This window comes from Paraburkholderia adhaesiva, from assembly GCF_021390575.1.
Classification (GTDB): domain Bacteria; phylum Pseudomonadota; class Gammaproteobacteria; order Burkholderiales; family Burkholderiaceae; genus Paraburkholderia; species Paraburkholderia adhaesiva.
In genome coordinates, this window is sequence record NZ_JAJEJQ010000003.1 from 710,448 (window position 1) to 733,433 (window position 22,986).

A 22,986-nucleotide genomic window follows, 5' to 3' on the forward strand; every position below is an offset into this window, starting at 1 on the left:
CCGAGCATCCGCCTGGTGTTGGTTCGCTCGTCTTATGATTCCGTCAACGCAGGAACCAGCGACCGCAACATTGGGCGCATTGGATACATATTATCCACGACAGGAGCGTCCAGCGATTCCGACTATGGATATATAAGGTTGGTTTCTGAATATTCACAGAGTGCGTCCCCGGCCTGCGGTATTACGCAGGTTCCGCAAACGGTGAGCCTGGGAACACAGGCAGTGTCAACCATTGCCGGAGGCAATGCGTCGTGGTCACCGTTTATTGTGACCTATGAATGCAGCACAACCAACTCACCAGTCAGCAGCCTGCGGATTGGTTTTGAACCCCAGAACCAATCCAATCTTCTGAATACCGACTATCGTTATCTGGAGCCAGATAGTTCAGCGGGCAGCGCCAATGGCGTTGGTGTCGTCTATCGCCGAAATGGTGAAAGCACCAGTCGTTACTGGGTGCAGAATTCAGGGTGTTCCGGCATCAGTACGGATACGCAAAACAATTCAAATTGCAGCATGGCGCGTTCACAGACCCAGGATCAGGGATGGTACACGGTAAATCCTGACGGATCAGGGGCGTCCGCAACCACAGGCTACACCGAGTACACCGAGAACTTTGAAGCAAGGATAGAGCAGTTGCCGAGCGTATCCGCGAGTGACATTACTGCCGGTACCGTTTCGGCCACCGTCAACGTGCTCGTCAACCAGCCATAGACAGAACCGCAGGATAAATATCGGTGTCGCGGACGCGATAAAAGCTCAATACATCGCCACCCGCGCGGTGTAATTACAGGTCCAGTAGCGTTTATCACTGGAGTGCCCCGTCGTGCTCGATGCATGACTATTGAAACGTAAGGAGTATTAAATGAAAATCAAGAAACTGGCGATCGCAATCGGCGTATCGGCTTGCGCGATGGCATCCGGTCTGGCACATGCCAACAACGTCATCACCTTCAACGGTGAGGTTGTGGAAACGACATGCGAGCCTGTTGCGAACAACGGCGACTACACCGTCGTGCTGGATCAGGTCGCTACGAGCGCGCTTTCCGCTGTTGGCCAATATGACGCCATCAGTGCTCCCTTCTCGATCCAAGTCCAGAACTGCCCTGTCACAGCAACAGCCGTCGGGGCGGTATTGGCATCCAGTACGTACGATGCCGCATCGGGCAACCTGACCGACGTAGCGGGTTACGGGACGGATGCCGTGCAAATCCAGGTAATGGATGGTACGGCACCGTCAACGCAGGTCGTTGTCGGTGACAGCACACCGGTCACTTACGTGCCCACGGTCAACAATGCGGCAAGTATCCCGATGACGGCGTTCTACTACGTCAAGGATATCGCCGGCGTTGTTCCCGGACTGATCAGCACGACTGCAACCTACGCGATCCGCACGCAGTAAAGCCTGACTGACCTCTGAAAGATAGGGATCTGTCATAAGGATCCTTATCTTTCCCCAGCCATTACAGGGTGATAGCCCGCAAGGGATGGCATCCGAGTATCCAGCACCTGAGAAATATAAATGTTTGCGTTTAAAGTCCGTAAATTCCTTGGGTATTTAGCGTATCTGCTGATACTGGGCTTGCCTGCACTCACCCCGCTGCCGGCATCCGCTGGAGTGGTCATGTATGGAACGCGCATCATTTACCCGGCTGGAGCGGAATTTGTGACTGCGCGATTTGCCAATCATGATCGTTCGCCGAATTTGATGCAGGTCTGGGTCGATGACGGCAGGGGAGTACCTCCAGAGAAGGCCGAAGAAACTCCGTTCTTTGTCGCTCCACCATTGTTCAGAATCAATGCGGGCAGCGAACAGACGGTCCGCATCATTTTCAACAGCGCAGGAAGCGCCCTGCCCGAAGATAGGGAAACATTGTTCTGGCTGAATTTCTTGCAGATTCCGCCTAACAGTGCGTCAACACAACAGTCCGGCACCGCCAGGATAACCATTTCATTCCTGAACCAGGTCAAGTTGCTATACCGTCCATCGGGCATAAAAGGTGACGTCGGCAATTTATCGAAAAACATCAGGTTCGGCATAAAGAAGGATAAGAATGCTTATTGGTTGGAGGCATCCAATCAAACCGGTTACTACGCCACGTTTATGGAGAATGCCACTGTCAGGGCCGGCAACATAGCGCATTCAGTCAAGTTCGACAAGAACGTGACGCTGGCACCGTTTTCATCCATCAGTTGGAAACTGTCAGGGCATGAACCCATCTCCTCGCCTGCCACTGTGGAATTTTCTTTGATAGATGACCGCGGCAATGCGAGAACGTCAAGTTCTGATATTTCTCAATAAATCTGTCCACTGAATCCAAATAAAAGATAGATTGTTATTAAGGATACCGATGTGTTTTCATCGGTGACCGTGGTGTGTAACTGGGTAGCGCCATGAAAAGACGTTCATATCTAGATGTGCAGGGGAAAACCTTCCGGCCGCGTTTATCCAGGCTGTCTGTTGCGCTCGCATCGGCTATTTTTGCAGGTCATTGCTATGCTGACACGGCAGCCGAATCCGATCTGGTCGTTGTGGCCCATGCAAAGGAACCTGTCTCCGTCCCCGTGGTATTCAATTCCGCTTTTTTGCGCGGCCACAGCGGTACCCAGACAGACCTGGCCACGTTTGAAAATGACAACGGACTGTTGCCGGGTGAGTATACCGTTGACATTTTTCTGAATGGCAACTTCATTCAGAACAAGAAAATCAGCTTCCAGGGCACTTCTGTTCCTGGGAAAACACGCCCCTGCATTTCACATGAGCTCCTCTCTGAAGCAGGCGTCCAGGAAGAATTCATCAAGATGGAGCCGCAGCAGGATTGTGGTTTCGTAGAGGACACTGTCAGGAGCAGTCAGGAGGCACTCGATGCCTCACGTATGCGACTCGATTTGACGATTCCGCAGGCATACCTGAAACGCACGGTAAAAGGGTATGTGCCACGGTCGGCCTGGGACAGCGGCGATCCTGTTGCTTACATCAACTATTCAGGCAGCTACTACAACAATTCCAGCAGCTATGGCAGCAACTCGCTGAATTCAACCTATTTTTACCTGCAAGGCGGACTGAACATTGGCCCGTGGCAGTTACGCAATGTTTCGAGCGTCAGAAGTACGTCCCGAAGCGGCACAAGGTTTACCGGCGGGAATACCTATTTGCAGCGAGCCCTGCCGGATATCCGCTCGACGCTCCTGATCGGGGAAACGTCAACAAGCGGCACGCTGTTTGACTCGATCGGATTTCGTGGCATCAGGATTTCCAGTGACGAAAGAATGCTTTCCCCGAACCAGCAGGGGTACGCTCCGGTCATCAGAGGAACCGCAGGAAGCAATGCGCGGGTTGTCGTCCGCCAGGGAGCCAGCGTCGTTTACGAAACCACCGTTCCGCCTGGTGAGTTCGTCATCGATGATCTGTATCCGACACAAAATTCTGGCGACCTCAACGTTCAGGTCACAGAAGCCAGCGGACAGATTCATTCATTCACGGTGCCCTTTTCCGCCATCAGCACATCGTTGCGGCCCGGCCTTTCCCGTTATTCTTTTACCGCTGGGCGAACCAATGTGTCGTTCCAGAACGCTAGAGATGTCAATTTTGTTGAGGCGACCTACGAACGAGGCATCAATAACCTTCTGACGGTCAACGGGGGGCTGCTGGGAGCCAGTAACAAGTATTACTCCCTTTCAGGCGGCGGCGTCCTGGCAACGAGCCTCGGCGCATTCGGCGCAAGTGTCAACTACTCCAAGTCCGATATCAAGACGCTGCCAACGTCATCGGGGTGGCAATTCAAGGGAATGTACAACGCCACCTACGGGCCAACGGATACATCGATCACGCTGGGTGCCTATCGCTATTCAACTTCCGGCTATATATCACTGCTTGACTCGCTGGCCGGCGGGAAAACTCCGTATTACTACATCGATGATACGGGCACGTATGTTCGGTCAGATACTTTCCGGCAAAAGAGCCGGTTTGAACTGAGCGTCAACCAGCCGCTGGGGAACGTGGGCTCCGTCTATCTGAATACGATCCGGCAAAATTACTACGGAAATTTCAGCGCAAATACGCAGTTTCAAATCGGCTTCCAGAGTTCGATTGGGAGGGTGGCCTACAACATCGGCTTTTCCCGGCAAATCCAGCCCTCTTCAACCCGAAATGGCGTCGATAAGTCCCAGAACGTTGTCACGCTGGGGCTTGTGATTCCATTAGACCGTATCCTGAACAGAAACAGCACCTTGAGCACCGGGATGTCTCACTACAGCAACGAGGGCACCCTCTATCAGACCAACCTGACGGGGTCATTCGGGTCTGGCCAGGAATACTCCTACAACATCAACCAGGCGACGGATCAAAGAAGTCATGTCAACAGCGGAGGGGTGAGCCTTTCCAGGAATACCTCATTCGGGACGTTTGGTGCCGGATATACAAAATCCACGGGTGCCTCTGCGTTTACGGCTACCGCACGCGGAGTCGTCGTCGCCGACCGCAAGGGCGTCATGATGGGCCCCTATGTCGGAGATACCTTCGGGATCATCGATGCGCCGGGTGCTGCTGGAGCGAAGCTGACATCCGCTTCTGGCGTCGTACTCAACCGGGCCGGCCGGGCCATTATTCCCTCGCTTTCGCCTTATCGCTACAACCTGGTTACGCTTGACCCGAGCGGCATGGCGGGAAATGCCGAACTGGAAGAGACGCAGAAGCGCGTCGCACCCTATGCGGGCGCGGTTCCGCGCATACAGTTCAAGACCCGGCGCGGCTATCCTGTACTTATCAGCGCACAGATGGAAGATGGCCGGACTCTGCCTATCGGTGGAAAGGTGATGGACGCCGGGGGCAATGAAGTCGGTGTGGTCGGCCAGGGTAGCCAGCTCTACGCACGGGTGGGCGAGACGGACGGGAAACTGCTTGTTAGCTGGGGGCAGGCTGACAGCAGCAAATGCACGCTTCGTTATGGAATACCACCGCAGGACGCAGAAAAGACGCTGGTACGAATGCACGGTGTCTGCCAATCCCAGGCAGGTGATGGCGCCACAGAGTAGCGGAATGTCTCCAGTGAGAAATATTGCGAAGTGTCTAAAGGGCTGCTGCGCGGGGCTTCTGCTAACGGTTCTACTGACTGGCGGTATCGGGTGCCTTGCCGGCGAGTACCCAGGTGCGGGGATATTCACCAGTTCAACCAGGCTGATCTTTCCATCGACCTCCCGCGATGCGTCCTTGCAGATTTTCAATGAGAATGAGTATCCCGTGATCCTCCAGACATGGATCGACGATGGAGACGAGAATGCGCTGCCCGATGAACTGGATACGCCCTTTGTCGTGATCCCTCCACTGATAAGGTTGCAGCCACATGAGAGCAGGGCCGTCCGGATCATCTATACCCAGCGTCCCTTGCCGGAAGACAGAGAATCGGTATTCTGGTTTAACGCACAGATGATCCCCCCGGTGCCTCATGCTCAACCGGGTCAGAAAAGCGAAATCAATTTGTCGGTTCGATTAAGGCAGAAGATTTTTTTTCGTCCCCGTCATATCGATAAAGGATCGGAAGAATGGGCTAAAAAATTGGATTGCAGCACACAGCTTTATCAGGAGGATGAGGCCGTTATCAACTGTCGCAATCCAACACCATACTATGCAACTGTGGACAAGATCGCCTTGCATACGGGAAATGAAACTCTTACCCAGACAGGAGGCATGCTGGAGCCGTTTTCCGACAGGAATTTTCACTTGAAGGATAGCGTATCGGACGGCAAGGATACGGGGAATTTTATTGAGCTTTCGATAATAGACGACGAAGGGTTCGTCAGGAAAATAGTAAGGAAATAATCTGAGGCGCTTCGATGTGGGGTAGAACTGGTAATCTCCCCCGTTTTTAGCGGAGTTCAGAAGTAGCGACTACGCGGCCATCGCGAGCCGCTGCTTTGGTGTAAAGCCGCCCAGGGCCATATTCGGCCGGTCGTGATTGTAAGTGCACATCCAGTCGGTCGCGAACTGCTGGACATGCTCGATATTTTCCCAGTGGTACAGCGATAGCCATTCATAACGCACGGTTCGGTTGAAGCGTTCGACGTACGCATTCTGCTGCGGCTTGCCCGGCTGGATTTCGAGCTTGATACCGTGGGTGCCCGCCCATGCCGTGATCGACGTAGACAGGTATTCCGGGCCGTTGTCGCACCGGATCGCCATGGACTTGCCACGCCAACTCATGATCTGGTTCAGCGAGCGGATCACTCGCTCCGACGGCGGCGAGAAATCGATTTCGATGCCCAACGCCTCGCGATTGAAGTCGTCGATCACGTTGAACGGCCGGATACTGGGCCCAGTCGGCCAACTGGTCGTGCATGAAATTCATCGACCAGACCTGGTTCAGCGTGCTCGGCACCGACGGCGGCACGGGAGCCTGACGCGCCAGCCTTCGTCCGGGCGTGATGCGCAGGTTCAGCTCCAACTCGCGATAGATCCGTTACACCCGCTTGTGGTTCCAGCCATAGCCCTTCACGTTGCGCAGATACAGGAAGCACAACCCGAATCCCCACGTCCCGAGGTTGTCCCTCAAACGAAGCAGCCATTCAGCCACTTCGTTGTTCTCCGCGCTGCGCTTGCTGACGTACCGATAGCATGTGTCGCTGATGTTGAACGCCTTGCAGACCTGACGAACCGGTATGTCGTGCTCCTGCACTGCCCGTTGATCCATCTCACGTCGGCGGGATGGCTTCACCACTTTTCTGCGAGTGCCTCCGCAACCACCTCGGCCTTGAGCTTCTCCTCGATGTACATCTTGCGCAGCCGCGCGTTCTCGGCTTCCAGGTCCTTCATCCGGGCCATCAGCGATGCATCCATGCCGCCGAACTTCGAGCGCCACTTGTAGAAGGTCGCCGTGCTGATGCCCAGTTCCCGGCACAGGTCCGGCACTGCCAGTCAGGCTTCCACAGGCTTGATCGCCTCGATGATCTGGCTGTCTGTGAATCTCGACTTCTTCATCCGTAGAACTCCCTTAACAAGAAAATTCTACTTCCCATCTCACCGATTTCCCGGGGGGACTACCACATGGCGCGCGGTTACCGCGGACAGGTACTGGGTGCGAAGGGTAGGACGTCAGTGCTTCAGGAGCGCAGCAAATCTTTTCCGAAGCGCGGGAGCTGTATCGCTAGCAGTACTGGTTGGGCAGCCGTTCGATTCTGAACCTACCGAATACTGAACAGGAGTTCTTTCAGGCTGAGCCTGGCGAAGCAGCGGCTTATCACGACCACTGGATTGAATCGTCGGTACGTGGCGGCAACGAGTGTCGGAAGCGACTTCCACGGAGTGGGTGCCGTTTCCGTACAAGGCGTGGAGCTTGGCTAATGAAACTGTCAACGCTTTATCAAGCGTGGCTCGAAGTATTGCTCATTGTAGTCCGTCATCACAGACTCCGCCAATTGCGAAACCTGAGGCGCGAGTGATCATGAACGCGAGGAATTAAAAAAGGGAAAGTTCACGCCCTGAATGGCTCGCAGCACGTAAGCGTGCTGCATTTTCCGTTTCCTGAAGCGGCCCCGACATCAGCTGAAACCTCATAACGTCAGCTCCTCGACTGCCTTCAGGGCTGCGACACACTTCATCCATGGCCATGGTGCCGACCAAAACGCCGGTTTAGCCGAAGGAAAACAACTTTCCCAGGAACACTTGCTGTGGTTTTGCGGCGTTGGGCCGCATTTCACTCGTGTTGCGTTGCCTTGATAATAATCAATATTACAAAGCGTAAGGTTAGGGCGGCCACACAGGTCAGTTGTTCTGGAACTCAAAGCCCGGTTGCGCGAAGCGTGTTAGTGCAAATCGCCTGCTGCGCCATTTGATGGCAACAGTTTAGTTAATTAACTACTATTAGGATACCTATGAATAAGGGTCGATTCAGGAAGGTGTTCAGCAGGCGGCTGAGCATGCTTGTAGCCGTCGGGGAAACCGTCAAGAATCGGCGCAAGCAGCCCGGGCAGGGTGGTTGCGGGAACGGTCCCGTCGTTAGGCGTGGCGCTGTCTCGTTGTTGACCTCGATTTCTCTCGCGTTGTTGCTGGCTGACCCTCGGACGGTTCTGGCGCAGTCGTTGCCTACGGGCGGGCAGGTAGTGGGCGGACAGATCGGCATCAGCGAAAGCGGCAACACGATGACGATCAACCAGACCACGCAGCGCGGTGCGATCAACTGGAACACGTTCAACATCGGTTCGGGCAACACGGTCCAGTTCAATCAGCCTAATTCCACGTCGCAGACACTGAACCGCGTCGTGGGCGGCGTGCCTTCGAATATTCAGGGCCAGCTGCTGGCCAACGGTCAGGTGCTGATCCAGAACGCGAACGGCATCCTGTTCGGCAGCGGCGCGGTGGTGAACGTGGGGTCACTGCTTGCGACGACAAAGAATATCGATCCGACCCAGTTCATGGCGGGCGACACGCTGAACCTGAGCTCGACGGGCATCAACGCCGGGATCGTCAACAACGGCACGATCAACGCGCAAGGCTATGTCACGCTGATCGGCGACCAGGTGCGGAACTCGGGTTCGATCACGGCGCCGGGCGGCAATGTGGTGCTGGCCGCGGGGGACAGCGCGACGGTGGCGCTGAATAACGGGCAGGGGATCTCAGTCACGCTGAACAATGCCACGGCCAACGCGCTGGTGGACAACAGCGGGAATATCCAGACGGGCAACGGGACGGTGCTGCTGACTGCTCGCGGCGCCGATACGGTGCTTGAGACCGTGATCAACATGTCTGGCGTGGTCAAGGCGGGAACCGTGGTGGCCGACGCGGGCAACACGGGCGATGCGATCGTGACGGGCACAATCGACGCCTCGAACACGACGCCGGGTGGCGTGGGCGGCACGGTTGTCGTCACGGGTGACCGGGTTGGCGTGCTTGGAAACGCCAGCATCAACGTGAGCGGCGATGCCCAGGGCGGAACGGTGATCCTGGGCGGCGACTCCCTGAATCACGTGTCCAACAGCTCAGCCGCATCGCTGATCTCGCGCGTGAACTTTGCGAACCTGACCGTGGTGGGTGCAGGCGCAACGATCGACGCGGGATCGGCGCACGGTAATGGCGGTTTCGTGGAGACGTCGGGTCATGACCTGGACGTTGCGGGCACCATCACGGCGGCGGCGGCCAATGGTCGCGCGGGTGAGTGGCTGATCGACCCGACGAACGTGACCATCAGTACCGGGACGGACGCGAACTATTCCGGAAACCTGGGTGACGGCACGTTTAGTGGCGGCAGCAACACGACCGCGACAGTGAGTAGTGCCACGATCAGCAACTCGCTGAGCGCCGGCACGAACGTGACGATCACGACGGCGAGCAGCGGCACTGCGACGGGCACCATTACGCAGCAGGCGGGTGCGGATATCGTTGACACCTGCACCAGTGAGACCGCGCTGACGATGCTGGCCAACGGCAGCATCACCCTCAACGGCAACATTACTGCTACGGGCGGCGGTGCGCTGGACCTGAACCTGATGGCCGATATCGGCAATAACGGTTCGGGCACAGTGACTACGTCCACAGGGACAAAGATCGATCTCGCTGGCGGTGCGCTCAATGTCTCGGGCAACACGACAAGCGGAAACGCCGTCAACCTCAGCGGTAACCTGACCAACATCGGCAGCGGCCTGGTCACCGGTAATGCGACCACCGGCACGGGTGTGCTGCTGGCGACAAATGTCGGTCTCCAGAACGACAGCAGCAGTCTGAACATTTCCGGCAACTCGACCAGCGGCGTTGGTGTGAATGTGTCTGCGTCGAACCTGGCGGTGGGCGTAGGCAGCCTGAACATCTGTGGCAGCTCGAATACCAGCAGCGGCGTTCAGGTGAATTCGAACCTGAACGTAAGCAACGGCTCGCTGAACATCGTCGGAAACACGCGCAGTACCACTGCCGGGGCTGCAGGTGTGAACCTGTCCGGGAACATCACGGTAAATGAAGGCGGGACACTGAACATCAGTGGCGTGTCAAGTTGTACGAGTGCCGCCCAGGTGTCGGGTGTCTACGTCGGCGGAAGTTCGACGACCATTCTCGGCAACGCCGCGATCACTGGCAGCTCGAACTCAACTTCGGAAGGTGCCTATGCCACCCTGTATGGCGTTGGTGTCGGCTTTAACACGGCCCTGACCGTCTCTGGCAATGGCTCGTTGACCGTGACGGGTACGGGAACCGGCACGGACGGCGTCGGCGTGGCGTGTCTGAGCGTTGTCAACGTCGCTGGCGGTGAGCTTGTCCTCAACGGGACGTCGAACTCCGGAATGGGGGTGCAGTCGCTTGGCACCGTGAACATTGGTGGCGGGGTGTTCAGCATCATCGGCCAGTCGCAGACAAGTTACGGTATCGGTCGGGCAGTAGCCGCTGGTTCGAGCCCGCTCAGCGTCACGGGCGGCACCGCGATATTCAATGGGACGACGAATACCGGCGGTGCGGGCGTGTGGTGGCGTGAGGACGGCACCACAAATGGCACGACGGTATCCGGAAACGCCAGCCTGACCATCGTCGGGAGTGCGACAAATGGGACTGGCTACGGCGTGTGCGTCGGCGGCAACGTGGCCGTGGTGGGCGGTGGAAGCTTTACGGTTACGGGCACCGCGAGCAGCGGTACGGGTGTCAATGTACAGGGCGGCTCCATCAATATGCCGGGTAACGGCACGGTAAATATCACGGGTGTGTCGACTAACACGGCCGGAAGTGGCAGTGGCGTTTATCTGCAGAACTGCATCAGCACGAACGTCGGCACCGTCACCATCAACGGTACGGCCCAGGGTTCAGGTATCGGCCTGTGCCTGTCTTCCGGGGCAGCAGTTGGGGGTACCGGTAACCTGACGCTGATCGGCAGTTCGAACAGCCAGGTTGGCGTGTCCCTGAATAACGTGCAGATAACCGGCGGCACACTGGCTGTGAGCGGCCAGTCGAACAGCTCCTACGGTGTCTACACGGCCAGTGCGCTGAATATCTCCGGTGGTGCGCTGAATATCACGGGCGTATCGAATAGCTCGACGGGTTTTTACGACACCAGCACGGTGAGTGTGACCAATGGCGGTGTCGCGACGATCAGCGGTACGACGAACGGCGGCAGCGCCGCTGGCGTGTGCACGACGGGTGCCGTGACGGTCGGTAACGCGAGTACGCTGACCATTACCGGTACGGCGAACAACGCCACCGGCAGCAGCGCTGGTGTCTATCTGGCTAGCGCAGTGAATGTGAGCGGTGGCGCATTGAATGTCGCCGGTACGTCGAACAGTTCCTACGGCGTGTACGGATGCAGCTCGGTGAACGTGACCAATGGTGGTGTCGCGACCATCAGCGGTACGACGAACGGCGGTAGTAGCGCTGGCGCGTACGTGGCTGGGACCGTTTCGGTCGGCAACGCGAGTTCGCTGAGCGTTACCGGTATTGCGAGCAATACGGCTGGTAGCGGAACTGGCGTGTACGTGGGCAACGCGCTGGCTGTGTCGGGCGGCTCCGTGACGCTCAACGGCACATCGGCTGGTTCTGGCACCAGTGTGGGCCTGGCCTCGGGTGCGACGGTCAGTGGTGCCGGCGTCCTGACGCTCATCGGCACGGCGAATACCGGCGTAGGCCTGAACATGTCGGGCGTATCGGTTACCGGCAACGGAACGTTGAACGCCACGGGTACCTCGAACGCGACCTACGGTGTTAGCGGACTCGGTTCATCGCTGACTGTGAGCTCCGGCAATGTGACCATCAATGGCACGTCGCAAGGCGATGTCTCTGGTGTGAACCTGACGGGTCCGGTGGTAGTGAATGGCACCGGCAACCTGACGCTTACGGGTGCATCTGATAGTGGGACAGGTCTGGACCTGTCGCAAGGGGTCTCGGTTAGTGCCAATGGCACGCTGAACGTGATGGGCGAGTCCAACACGGGCGTTGGCCTTGGGCTTGTCGGCAGCAATGTCAGCCTGAACGTGACGGGCGGCAGTGCGAACCTGTCGGGTACGTCCAATACGGGCTCAGGCGTGTACGTCAACGCGACCTTGAATGCCAGCGTTTCGGGCAATGGCACGCTGAACGTGACGGGTCAGTCCAACACGGGCGTTGGCCTTGAGCTTGCCGGCAGCAACGCCAACCTGAACGTGACGGGCGGCAATGCGAGCCTGTCGGGTACGTCGGATTCGAATTCTGGTGTTGACGTCAACACGACCTTGAATGCCAGCGTCTCGGGCAATGGCACGCTGAACGTGACGGGCGAGTCCAACACGGGTGTTGGACTTGGGCTTGTCGGCAGCAACGCCAACCTGAACGTGACGGGCGGCAATGCAAGCCTGTCGGGTACGTCCGATTCGAATTCTGGTGTTGACGTCAATACGGCCTTGAACGCCAGCGTTTCGGGCACTGGCACGCTGAACGTGACGGGCGCGTCCAACACGGGCGTTGGACTTGGGCTTGCCGGCAGCAACGCCAACCTGAACGTGACGGGCGGCAATGCAAGCCTGTCGGGTACGTCCGATTCCAATTCCGGTGTTGACGTCAATACGGCCTTGAATGCCAGCGTTTCGGGCAATGGCACGCTGAACGTGACGGGCGCGTCCAACACGGGTGTTGGACTTGGGCTTGTCGGCAGCAACGCCAACCTGAACGTGGCGGGCGGCAAGGCAAGCCTGTCGGGTACGTCCGACGTGAATTCAGGCGTCTATGTCAATACGGCCTTGAATGTCGGCGTTTCGGGCACTGGCACGCTCAACGTGACGGGCGACTCCAACACGGGTGTTGGACTTGAGCTTGACGGCGGCAACGCCACCCTGAACGTGACGGGCGGCAATGCCAGCCTGTCGGGTACGTCCGATTCGAATTCTGGTGTTGACGTCAACACGACCTTGAATGCCAGCGTCTCGGGCAATGGCAAGCTGAACGTGACGGGCGCGTCCAACACGGGTGTTGGACTTGAGCTTGCCGGCAGCAACGCCACCCTGAACGTGACGGGCGGCACTGCGACCCTGTCGGGTACGTCTGATACGAATTCTGGCGTTGACATCGACACGGCCTTGAATGCAAGCGTCTCGGGCAATGGCACGCTGAACGTGACGGGCAATACGTCGACGGGCATCGCGGTGGGTCAGGACGTCAATAGCACCCTGGACCTGAGCGGTAACGGCACGGTAACAGTCAATGGCACGGCGACGGGCAACGGGACGGGCGTGCGCCTGAACGGCAGCACGAACGTGTCGGACAACGCGACGCTGAACATCAATGGCAGTTCGGTGGACGGCATCGGGGTACTCGAGAGCATGACGCCGCACGCCACGATGAACATCAGTGGCAATGGCGTGGTCAACGCGTTCGGCAGCTCGGTGAACGGCACGGGTAACGATTTCAACGGCGATACGCAGATCACGGGTAACGGTGCGCTGCACCTGGCAGGCACGTCGGTCAACGGCACCGCCGTGGAGCTGAGCGCGAACCTCAGTGCAACGGACAACGGCGCGATTACGGTTTCGGGTAATTCGACCAGTGGTACGGGCTTCCAGGAGGATGTGGGCAGCAGCCTGACGCTGGGTGGCAACGCGACGGCGAATATCTCGGGCAATTCGACCACGGGCGACGGCGTAGACCTGATTGGTAACACCACGTTGACGGGGAATGCCACCCTGATTGCCCAGGGCAGTTCGGATAGCGGCAATGGCCTCGGCCTGGGCGGGACGCTCAAGTCCGCGTCGGGCACGAACGTGTCGCTGGATGGTACGTCGAACACGGGTGCGGCGATCTACCTGGGCGCGGGCGATGGCCTGACGCTGGATGGCAACACCACGATGAACATGGCGGGCAGCTCGAACGCGGGCACCGGCGTGGAACTCGGCAATGTCACGGTGACGGACACTGCGTCGCTGAACGTCACGGGCAGCACCGTGACGGGCGTTGGCGTGGGCCAGGACGCCAACGGGTCGCTGAATATCGGCAGCAACGGCACGGTAGCCCTCGATGGCACGGCGACGGGCAACGGGACGGGCGTGCGCCTGAACGGCAGCACGAACGTGTCGGACAACGCGACGCTGAACCTCAATGGCAGTTCGGTGGACGGCATCGGGGTACTCGAGAGCATGACGCCGCACGCCACGATGAACATCAGTGGCAATGGCGTGGTCAACGCGTTCGGCAGCTCGGTGAACGGCACGGGTAACGATTTCAACGGCGATACGCAGATCACGGGCAACGGTGCGCTTAACCTGGCGGGCACGTCGGTCAACGGCACCGCTGTGGAGCTGAGCGCGAACCTCAGCGCGACGGATAACGGCGCGATTACGGTTTCGGGGAGTTCGACCAGTGGTACGGGTTTCCAGGAGGATGCGGGCAGCAGCCTGACGCTGGGTGGCAACGCGACAGCGAACATCTCGGGCAATTCGACCACGGGCGACGGCGTGGATCTGATGGGCAACAACACGCTCACAGGTAACGCGGCGCTCATGGTGCAGGGAAACTCGGACAGCGGCACGGGCCTGGATCTGGGCGGAACGCTGAACGCGACGTCGGGCACGACGATGTCGCTGAACGGTACATCGAACACGGGCGTGTCCATTCAGGTGGGCGTGGGCAGCGGCCTGACGCTGGAAGGCAACACGGCGCTGGACCTGGCGGGTTCGTCAAACGCAGGCATCGGCGTGGAACTCGGCAATGTCACGGTGACGGACACTGCGTCGCTGAACGTCACGGGCAGCACCGTGACGGGCGTTGGTGTGGGGCAGGACGTCGACGGGTCGCTGAATATCGGCAGCAACGGCACGGTAACGCTCGATGGCACGGCGACGGGCAACGGGACGGGCGTGCGCCTGAACGGCAGCACGAACGTGTCGGACAACGCGACGCTGAACCTCAATGGCAGTTCGGTGGATGGCATCGGGGTACTGGAGAGCATGACGCCGCACGCCACGATGAACATCAGTGGCAACGGCGTGGTCAACGCGTTCGGCAGCTCCGTGAACGGCACGGGTAACGATTTCAACGGCGATACGCAGATCACGGGTAACGGTGCGCTTAACCTGGCGGGCACGTCGGTCAACGGCACCGCTGTGGAGTTGAGCGCGAACCTCAGCGCAACGGACAACGGCGCGATTACGGTTTCGGGTAATTCGACCAGTGGTACGGGTTTCCAGGAGGATGTGGGCAGCAGCCTGACGCTGGGTGGCAACGCGACGGCGGACATCTCTGGCAACTCCAGCACGGGCATTGGCGCGGAACTGAACGGCACGACCAGTGCGTCGGGTAACGCCACGATTAACGTGTCGGGCGACTCGGGGACGAATACGGGCGTGGAGATCGGATCGAACGGTTCCACGGACGCAACCGAAAACGGCACGATCACGATCCAGGGTTATTCGACGAGCGGGACGGGCGTCGAAAACAACGGTTCGATAAATACCGATAACGGTACAACCCATATTACGGGCAACTCGGCCAGTGGTACGGACGTTGCGAATAACGGCACGATCAATACGACCGGCAATGGCTCGACGACCATCTCAGGCAATCTTACGAACGACGGTACGATCGACACCAGCAATGGCGGGATGACCGATGTCAACGGCAGCCTGTCGAACAACGGGACGGTGGCGACGGACAACGGCTCGCTGAACGTCAACGGTAGCGTGGACAACAACGGCACGCTGAACACGACCGGTGACAACGGCACGACCAGCATCGGTGGTGACCTGAACAACAGCGGCAACGTCAGCACGACCGACAACGGTTCGCTGAACGTGGCTGGCAACGTCACGAACGACGCGAACGGCACGATCGACACGAGCAATGGCGGCACGACCGATGTCAACGGCAGCCTGTCGAACAACGGGACGGTGGCGACGGATAACGGTTCGCTGAACGTCAACGGCAGCGTGGACAACAACGGCACGCTGAATACGACCGGTGACAACGGCACGACCAGCATCGGTGGTGACCTGAACAACAGCGGCAATGTCAGCACGACCGACAACGGCACGCTGAGCGTCGCTGGCAACGTCACGAACGACGCGAACGGCACGATCGACACCAGCAATGGCGGCACGACCGATGTCAACGGCAGCCTGTCGAACAACGGGACGGTGGCGACGGACAACGGCTCGCTGAACGTCAACGGCAGCGTGGACAACAACGGCACGCTGAACACGACCGGTGACAACGGCTCGACCAGCATCGGTGGTGACCTGAACAACAGCGGCAACGTCAGCACGACCGACAACGGCACGCTGAACGTGGGCGGCAATGTCACGAACGACGCGAACGGCACGATCGACACCAGCAATGGTGGCACGACCGATGTCAACGGCAGCCTGTCGAACAACGGGACGGTGGCGACGGACAACGGTTCGCTGAACGTCAATGGCAGCGTGGACAACAACGGCACGCTGAACACGACCGGTGACAACGGCTCGACGAACATCGGTGGCGACCTGAACAACAGCGGCAATGTCAGCACGACCGACAACGGCTCGCTGAACGTGTCGGGTAACGTCACGAACGATGCGAACGGCACGATCGACACGAGCAATGGCGGCACGACTGATGTCAACGGCAGCCTGTCGAACAACGGAACGGTGACGACGGATAACGGTTCGCTGAACGTGGGCGGTAACGTCACGAACGACGCGAACGGCACGATCGACACCAGCAATGGCGGCACGACCGATGTCAACGGCAGCCTGTCGAACAACGGAACGGTGACGACGGATAACGGTTCGCTGAACGTCAACGGCAGCGTGGACAACAACGGCACGCTGAATACGACCGGTGACAACGGCACGACCAGCATCGGTGGTGACCTGAACAACAGCGGCAATGTCAGCACGACCGACAACGGTTCGCTGAACGTGGCTGGCAACGTCACGAACGACGCGAACGGCACGATCGACACGAGCAATGGCGGCACGACCGATGTCAACGGCAGCCTGTCGAACAACGGGACGGTGACGACGGATAACGGTTCGCTGAACGTCAACGGCAGCGTGGACAACAACGGCACGCTGAATACGACCGGTGACAACGGCACGACCAGCATCGGTGGTGACCTGAACAACAGCGGCAATGTCAGCACGACCGACAACGGTTCGCTGAACGTGGCTGGCAACGTCACGAACGACGCGAACGGCACGATCGACACGAGCAATGGCGGCACGACCGATGTCAACGGCAGCCTGTCGAACAACGGGACGGTGACGACGGATAACGGTTCGCTGAACGTCAACGGCAGCGTGGACAACAACGGCACGCTGAACACGACCGGTGACAACGGCACGACCAGCATCGGCGGCGACCTGAACAACAGCGGCAATGTCAGCACGACCGACAACGGTTCGCTGAACGTGTCGGGCAACGTCACGAACGACGCGAACGGCACGATCGACACGAGCAATGGCGGCACGACCGATGTCAACGGCAGCCTGTCGAACAACGGGACGGTGGCGACGGATAACGGTTCGTTGAACGTCAACGGCAGCGTGGACAACAACGGCACGCTGAATACGACCGGTGACAACGGCACGACCAGCATCGGTGGTGACCTGAACAACAGCGGCAATGTCAGCACGACCGACAACGGTTCGCTGAACGTGGCTGGCAACGTCACGAACGACGCGAACGGCACGATCGACACGAGCAATGGCGGCACGACCGATGTCAACGGCAGCCTGTCGAACAACGGGACGGTGACGACGGATAACGGTTCGTTGAACGTCAACGGCAGCGTGGACAACAACGGCACGCTGAATACGACCGGTGACAACGGCACGACCAGCATCGGTGGTGACCTGAACAACAGCGGCAATGTCAGCACGACCGACAACGGTTCGCTGAACGTGGCTGGCAACGTCACGAACGACGCGAACGGCACGATCGACACGAGCAATGGCGGCACGACCGATGTCAACGGCAGCCTGTCGAACAACGGGACGGTGACGACGGATAACGGTTCGCTGAACGTCAACGGCAGCGTGGACAACAACGGCACGCTGAACACGACCGGTGACAACGGCACGACCAGCATCGGTGGTGACCTGAACAACAGCGGCAATGTCAGCACGACCGACAACGGTTCGCTGAACGTGGCTGGCAACGTCACGAACGACGCGAACGGCACGATCGACACGAGCAATGGCGGCACGACCGATGTCAACGGCAGCCTGTCGAACAACGGGACGGTGACGACGGATAACGGTTCGCTGAACGTCAACGGCAGCGTGGACAACAACGGCACGCTGAATACGACCGGTGACAACGGCACGACCAGCATCGGCGGCGACCTGAACAACAGCGGCAATGTCAGCACGACCGACAACGGTTCGCTGAACGTGGGCGGTAACGTCACGAACGACGCGAACGGCACGATCGACACCAGCAATGGCGGCACGACCGATGTCAACGGCAGCCTGTCGAACAACGGGACGGTGACGACGGATAACGGTTCGCTGAACGTCAACGGTAGCGTGGACAACAACGGCACGCTGAACACGACCGGTGACAACGGCACGACCAGCATCGGTGGTGACCTGAACAACAGCGGCAACGTCAGCACGACCGACAACGGTTCGCTGAACGTGGGCGGTAACGTCACGAACGACGCGAACGGCACGATCGACACCAGCAATGGCGGCACGACCGATGTCAACGGCAGCCTGTCGAACAACGGGACGGTGGCGACGGATAACGGTTCGTTGAACGTCAACGGCAGCGTGGACAACAACGGCACGCTGAACACGACCGGTGACAACGGCACGACCAGCATCGGCGGCGACCTGAACAACAGCGGCAATGTCAGCACGACCGACAACGGCACGCTGAACGTGTCGGGTAACGTCACGAACAACGGTACGATCGACACGAGCAATGGCGGCACGACCGATGTCAACGGCAGCCTGTCGAACAACGGAACGGTGACGACGGATAACGGTTCGCTGAACGTCAACGGCAGCGTGGACAACAACGGCGCGCTGAATACGACAGACAACGGCACGACCAGCATCGGTGGTGACCTGAACAACAGCGGCAATGTCAGCACGACCGACAACGGCTCGCTGAACGTGTCGGGTAACGTCACGAACAACGGTACGATCGACACGAGCAATGGCGGCACGACCGATGTCAACGGCAGCCTGTCGAACAACGGGACGGTGGCGACGGATAACGGTTCGTTGAACGTCAACGGCAGCGTGGACAACAACGGCACGCTGAACACGACCGGTGACAACGGCACGACCAGCATCGGCGGCGACCTGAACAACAGCGGCAATGTCAGCACGACCGACAACGGCACGCTGAACGTGTCGGGTAACGTCACGAACAACGGTACGATCGACACGAGCAATGGCGGCACGACCGATGTCAACGGCAGCCTGTCGAACAACGGGACGGTGACGACGGATAACGGATCGCTGAACGTCAACGGCAGCGTGGACAACAACGGCGCGCTGAATACGACAGACAACGGCACGACCAGCATCGGTGGTGACCTGAACAACAGCGGCAATGTCAGCACGACCGACAACGGCTCGCTGAACGTGGGTGGCAACGTCACGAACGATGTGAACGGCACGCTGGACACCAGCAATGGTGGGGCGACGAACGTCAACGGCAGTGTTGATAACAACGGCACGATCGCCACGGACAACGGATCGCTGAACGTCAACGGCAGCGTGGACAACAACGGCGCGCTGGCCACGACCGGTGACAATGGCTCGACCAGCATCGGTGGTGACCTGAACAACAGCGGCAATGTCAGCACGACCGACAACGGCTCGCTGAACGTGGCTGGCAACGTCACGAACGACGCGAACGGCACGATCGACACGAGCAATGGCGGCACGACTGATGTCAACGGCAGCCTGTCGAACAACGGAACGGTGACGACGGATAACGGTTCGCTGAACGTCAACGGCAGCGTGGACAACAACGGCACGCTGAATACGACCGGTGACAACGGCACGACCAGCATCGGTGGTGACCTGAACAACAGCGGCAATGTCAGCACGACCGACAACGGTTCGCTGAACGTGGCTGGCAACGTCACGAACGACGCGAACGGCACGATCGACACGAGCAATGGCGGCACGACCGATGTCAACGGCAGCCTGTCGAACAACGGGACGGTGACGACGGATAACGGTTCGCTGAACGTCAACGGCAGCGTGGACAACAACGGCACGCTGAACACGACCGGTGACAACGGCACGACCAGCATCGGCGGCGACCTGAACAACAGCGGCAATGTCAGCACGACCGACAACGGTTCGCTGAACGTGTCGGGCAACGTCACGAACGACGCGAACGGCACGATCGACACGAGCAATGGCGGCACGACCGATGTCAACGGCAGCCTGTCGAACAACGGGACGGTGGCGACGGATAACGGTTCGTTGAACGTCAACGGCAGCGTGGACAACAACGGCACGCTGAACACGACCGGTGACAACGGCACGACCAGCACCGGTGGTGACCTGAACAACAGCGGCAATGTCAGCACGACCGACAACGGCTCGCTGAACGTCGCTGGCAACGTCACGAACGACGCGAACGGCACGATCGACACCAGCAATGGCGGCACGACCGATGTCAACGGCAGCCTGTCGAACAACGGGACGGTGGCGACGGACAACGGCTCGCTGAACGTCAACGGCAGCGTGGACAACAACGGCACGCTGGACACGACCGGTGACAACGGCACGACGAACATCGCTGGTGACCTGAACAACAGCGGCAATGTCAGCACGACCGACAACGGCTCGCTGAACGTGGGTGGCAACGTCACGAACAACGGGACGGTCGACACGGACAACGGTTCGCTGAACGTCAACGGCAACGTGGACAACAACGGCACGCTGAACACAACCGGTGACAACGGTTCGACCAACATCGCTGGTGACCTGAACAACAGCGGCAATGTCAGCACGACCGACAACGGTTCGCTGAACGTCGCTGGCAACGTCACGAACGACGCGAACGGCACGATCGACACGAGCAATGGCGGCACGACCGATGTCAACGGCAGCCTGTCGAACAACGGGACGGTGGCGACGGATAACGGTTCGCTAAACGTCAACGGCAGCGTAGACAACAACGGCACGCTGAACACGTCGGACAACGGTACGACCAGCATCGGTGGCGATCTGAACAACGGCGGCAATGTCAACACCGACGACACCAGCACGCTGAACGTTACCGGCAACGTCAGTTGTGACGGGGCGATCAATGGGGTGAGTTGTGAGAACAACTCAAACAATGGTTCGGGTGGTGGCACCGCTAGCGATAACGGAAATGGTTCGGGTGGTGGCACCGGTAGCGACAACGGAAATGGTTCGGGTGGTGACGCCGGCCGTGACAGCGACAAAGGTTCGGGTGATGGCTCTGGTAGTGGCAGCAGCAACGGTTTAGGTGGTGGCTCAGGCGGCAGCAGCAGTGCCGGTGCGGTTGGGGGCGGTATAGCCGGAGCTGGCCTGCTTGGCCTGGCCGGTTGGCTCTTCTGGAACGACTCGGCGTACGACTGGATTCTCGAGAGTCCGGAGGCTCTGACGGTAGATGCGGCAGACTCCGAGCTGTGGGTGGACGCGACGCTAGACTATGTCGGAGTCGACGCATTGAGGCATCATGCGGATGTGCGCCTACGCACGAGAGCCGGGCTAATCGAACGCAAGCTGGCCTTCAAGGATCGTGCAGACGGAGTGGACCATTTCGACGCAGACGACCCGGCGGCGAAGATGCACTCGTCGCTCTCGCTCAATCACGAAACCCACGAGTACTTCTTCGAGGAAAGTGGCGTGAAGGATGGTAAGCCGTACACCATCAAGGCACACGGCTGGCTGAAGTCGCGCTGATGCGGTAATGGCGGTTTGCCGTACCGGGACAGGGAAATCCCGAACTGTCCCGGTACGGCGACGTTTTAGCTGCCTTGTATTTTTTGCTGTCAGATTTGGTCTTGTTCACTGCATATGAGTAACCTCGAGCACTAACGTCCTGTTTTGCGAGCCCTGAATAGCTGATGACACAGAACCGTTGACCGGCATGCCGACAGCCCGGCTGAAAAAGCAGTTCATAGTGACCGAACGCTTTATTGGGCCTGGTGTGCGCGGATTCCATCATGGCCAGCAGCCTCGAACTGCGCAAACAGGCCGGATACATTGACACAAACATTGTTCTGTCGAAACTGCAAACCAGTGACCCGCAAATTCGGGGCAGACCATACATTTTTTTGGATGTCGCGCTCCATCTTTACTTTCTTCAATTCGCGCTGCAGGCGTTGAACCTCCGAGAGAGCCTCTGCGCGCAACGGCTTGCTGGCATCCAATTTCATGGCGCCATCCCGTGCTTGCCGAACCCAGCGGCGTAATACGCAATCGCCGACGCCCAGGTCCTAGGCAATCTGCGCGACCGATGCGCCGGGTTCTTTCTACAGTGGCACCGCTTCACGTTTGAATTCGTCAGTGAAATGCCGTCTTGTTCTGCTCGCTCTTCAGGATGCCGTTGACGCGCTCGGCCAATGCGTTCTGATCGCAGTTGTCGCCTTCGGACATCGGGCAGCGCAAACCGTGGCGCCGATGGATTTCCTCATACACTTAACGAGCGCGCGGGAAAACACGGGGGGGCCATGGCGCTGCCACGAGGAGAATTGCCAGCCTCCGCTCTTTGTCTTTTCCCTGGTTTTTCACGGCTTGGTGAATGCACGCTTTCGCCGTCACGCTGAGGTCGGATATCTCCAGGGCGGCCCGGAGAGTTCGTCTACGCCACCTCGGCGTACCGTGTCCTGCGCGGCAGAGTCACGGTCGACGTCCTCGAGAACAGGCGCAATCCGCTGCACTGAGCGCGCTTCAATGAGCGGTCTCTCGGCCTGCCAAACGTTCAGGAGGGGGGCGTGTGGTACTTCAGCTGGTTTCTGGGCATAGGGGTGGCGCTCGCCTTCAGTGTCGTCAACACGATGTGGCTTGACTAGCGTTAGAGGGCGAACCAAGAGGTGGCCGCGCAAATTCGGACAGTCGGATAAGTGGTTTGGCCGG

At 58.9% G+C, this 22,986-nt stretch carries 7 protein-coding genes and 3 pseudogenes; 8 read left to right on the forward strand and 2 right to left on the reverse strand.

All coding sequences use genetic code 11. The annotated features are described in order from the left end of the window. Positions 1–15: 15 nt before the first annotated feature. From L0U80_RS27290 to L0U80_RS27310, 5 genes are all read left to right on the forward strand, one after another. Complete coding sequence (locus L0U80_RS27290) at positions 16–711, forward strand: fimbrial protein (RefSeq protein WP_373322320.1); 696 nt, start codon at positions 16–18, stop codon at positions 709–711. 151 nt (positions 712–862) lie between these two features. Then, positions 863–1,399 (forward strand): fimbrial protein, encoded by a 537-nt coding sequence (locus tag L0U80_RS27295; protein ID WP_233873420.1) that lies wholly within the window; start codon positions 863–865, stop codon positions 1,397–1,399. A gap of 120 nt (positions 1,400–1,519) precedes the next feature. Continuing rightward, complete coding sequence (locus tag L0U80_RS27300; protein ID WP_233873423.1) at positions 1,520–2,299, forward strand: fimbrial biogenesis chaperone; 780 nt, start codon at positions 1,520–1,522, stop codon at positions 2,297–2,299. A gap of 92 nt (positions 2,300–2,391) precedes the next feature. Further along, complete coding sequence (locus L0U80_RS27305; RefSeq protein WP_233873425.1) at positions 2,392–5,031, forward strand: fimbria/pilus outer membrane usher protein; 2,640 nt, start codon at positions 2,392–2,394, stop codon at positions 5,029–5,031. Next, the gene (locus L0U80_RS27310; protein WP_233873428.1) at positions 4,991–5,815 is read left to right on the forward strand and encodes a fimbrial biogenesis chaperone; all 825 of its coding nucleotides are present in this window, start codon (positions 4,991–4,993) and stop codon (positions 5,813–5,815) included. Before L0U80_RS27305 ends, L0U80_RS27310 begins: the two co-directional genes overlap by 41 nt. 69 nt (positions 5,816–5,884) lie before the next feature. Here L0U80_RS27310 and L0U80_RS27315 read toward each other — a convergent pair. Continuing rightward, positions 5,885–6,970 (reverse strand): annotated as a pseudogene (locus tag L0U80_RS27315) (IS3 family transposase). An 893-nt stretch (positions 6,971–7,863) separates the two neighbouring features. On the opposite strand from L0U80_RS27315, the pseudogene L0U80_RS31855 reads away from it, so the two are divergent. Then, positions 7,864–7,989, forward strand: a pseudogene (locus tag L0U80_RS31855) (ESPR-type extended signal peptide-containing protein); the annotation flags it as partial. Positions 7,990–8,010: 21 nt separating this feature from the next. Continuing rightward, entirely contained in the window at positions 8,011–21,810 is a 13,800-nt protein-coding gene (locus L0U80_RS27320; protein ID WP_233873431.1) for a hypothetical protein, read from the forward strand. Positions 21,811–22,157: 347 nt separating this feature from the next. Here the strand turns inward: L0U80_RS27320 and L0U80_RS31950 are convergent. Continuing rightward, positions 22,158–22,394 (reverse strand): annotated as a pseudogene (locus L0U80_RS31950) (transposase); the annotation flags it as partial. 450 nt (positions 22,395–22,844) lie between these two features. On the opposite strand from L0U80_RS31950, the gene cydX reads away from it, so the two are divergent. Next, complete coding sequence (gene cydX / locus L0U80_RS27330; protein ID WP_233873897.1) at positions 22,845–22,922, forward strand: cytochrome bd-I oxidase subunit CydX; 78 nt, start codon at positions 22,845–22,847, stop codon at positions 22,920–22,922. Positions 22,923–22,986 lie beyond the last annotated feature (64 nt).

Excerpts from the sequence above, each read along its gene's own strand:
- L0U80_RS27295 (WP_233873420.1), top strand. The coding sequence starts at position 863 with ATGAAAATCAAGAAACTGGCGATCGCAATCGGCGTATCGGCTTGCGCG.
- L0U80_RS27300 (WP_233873423.1), top strand. The coding sequence starts at position 1,520 with ATGTTTGCGTTTAAAGTCCGTAAATTCCTTGGGTATTTAGCGTATCTG.
- L0U80_RS27305 (WP_233873425.1), top strand. The coding sequence starts at position 2,392 with ATGAAAAGACGTTCATATCTAGATGTGCAGGGGAAAACCTTCCGGCCG.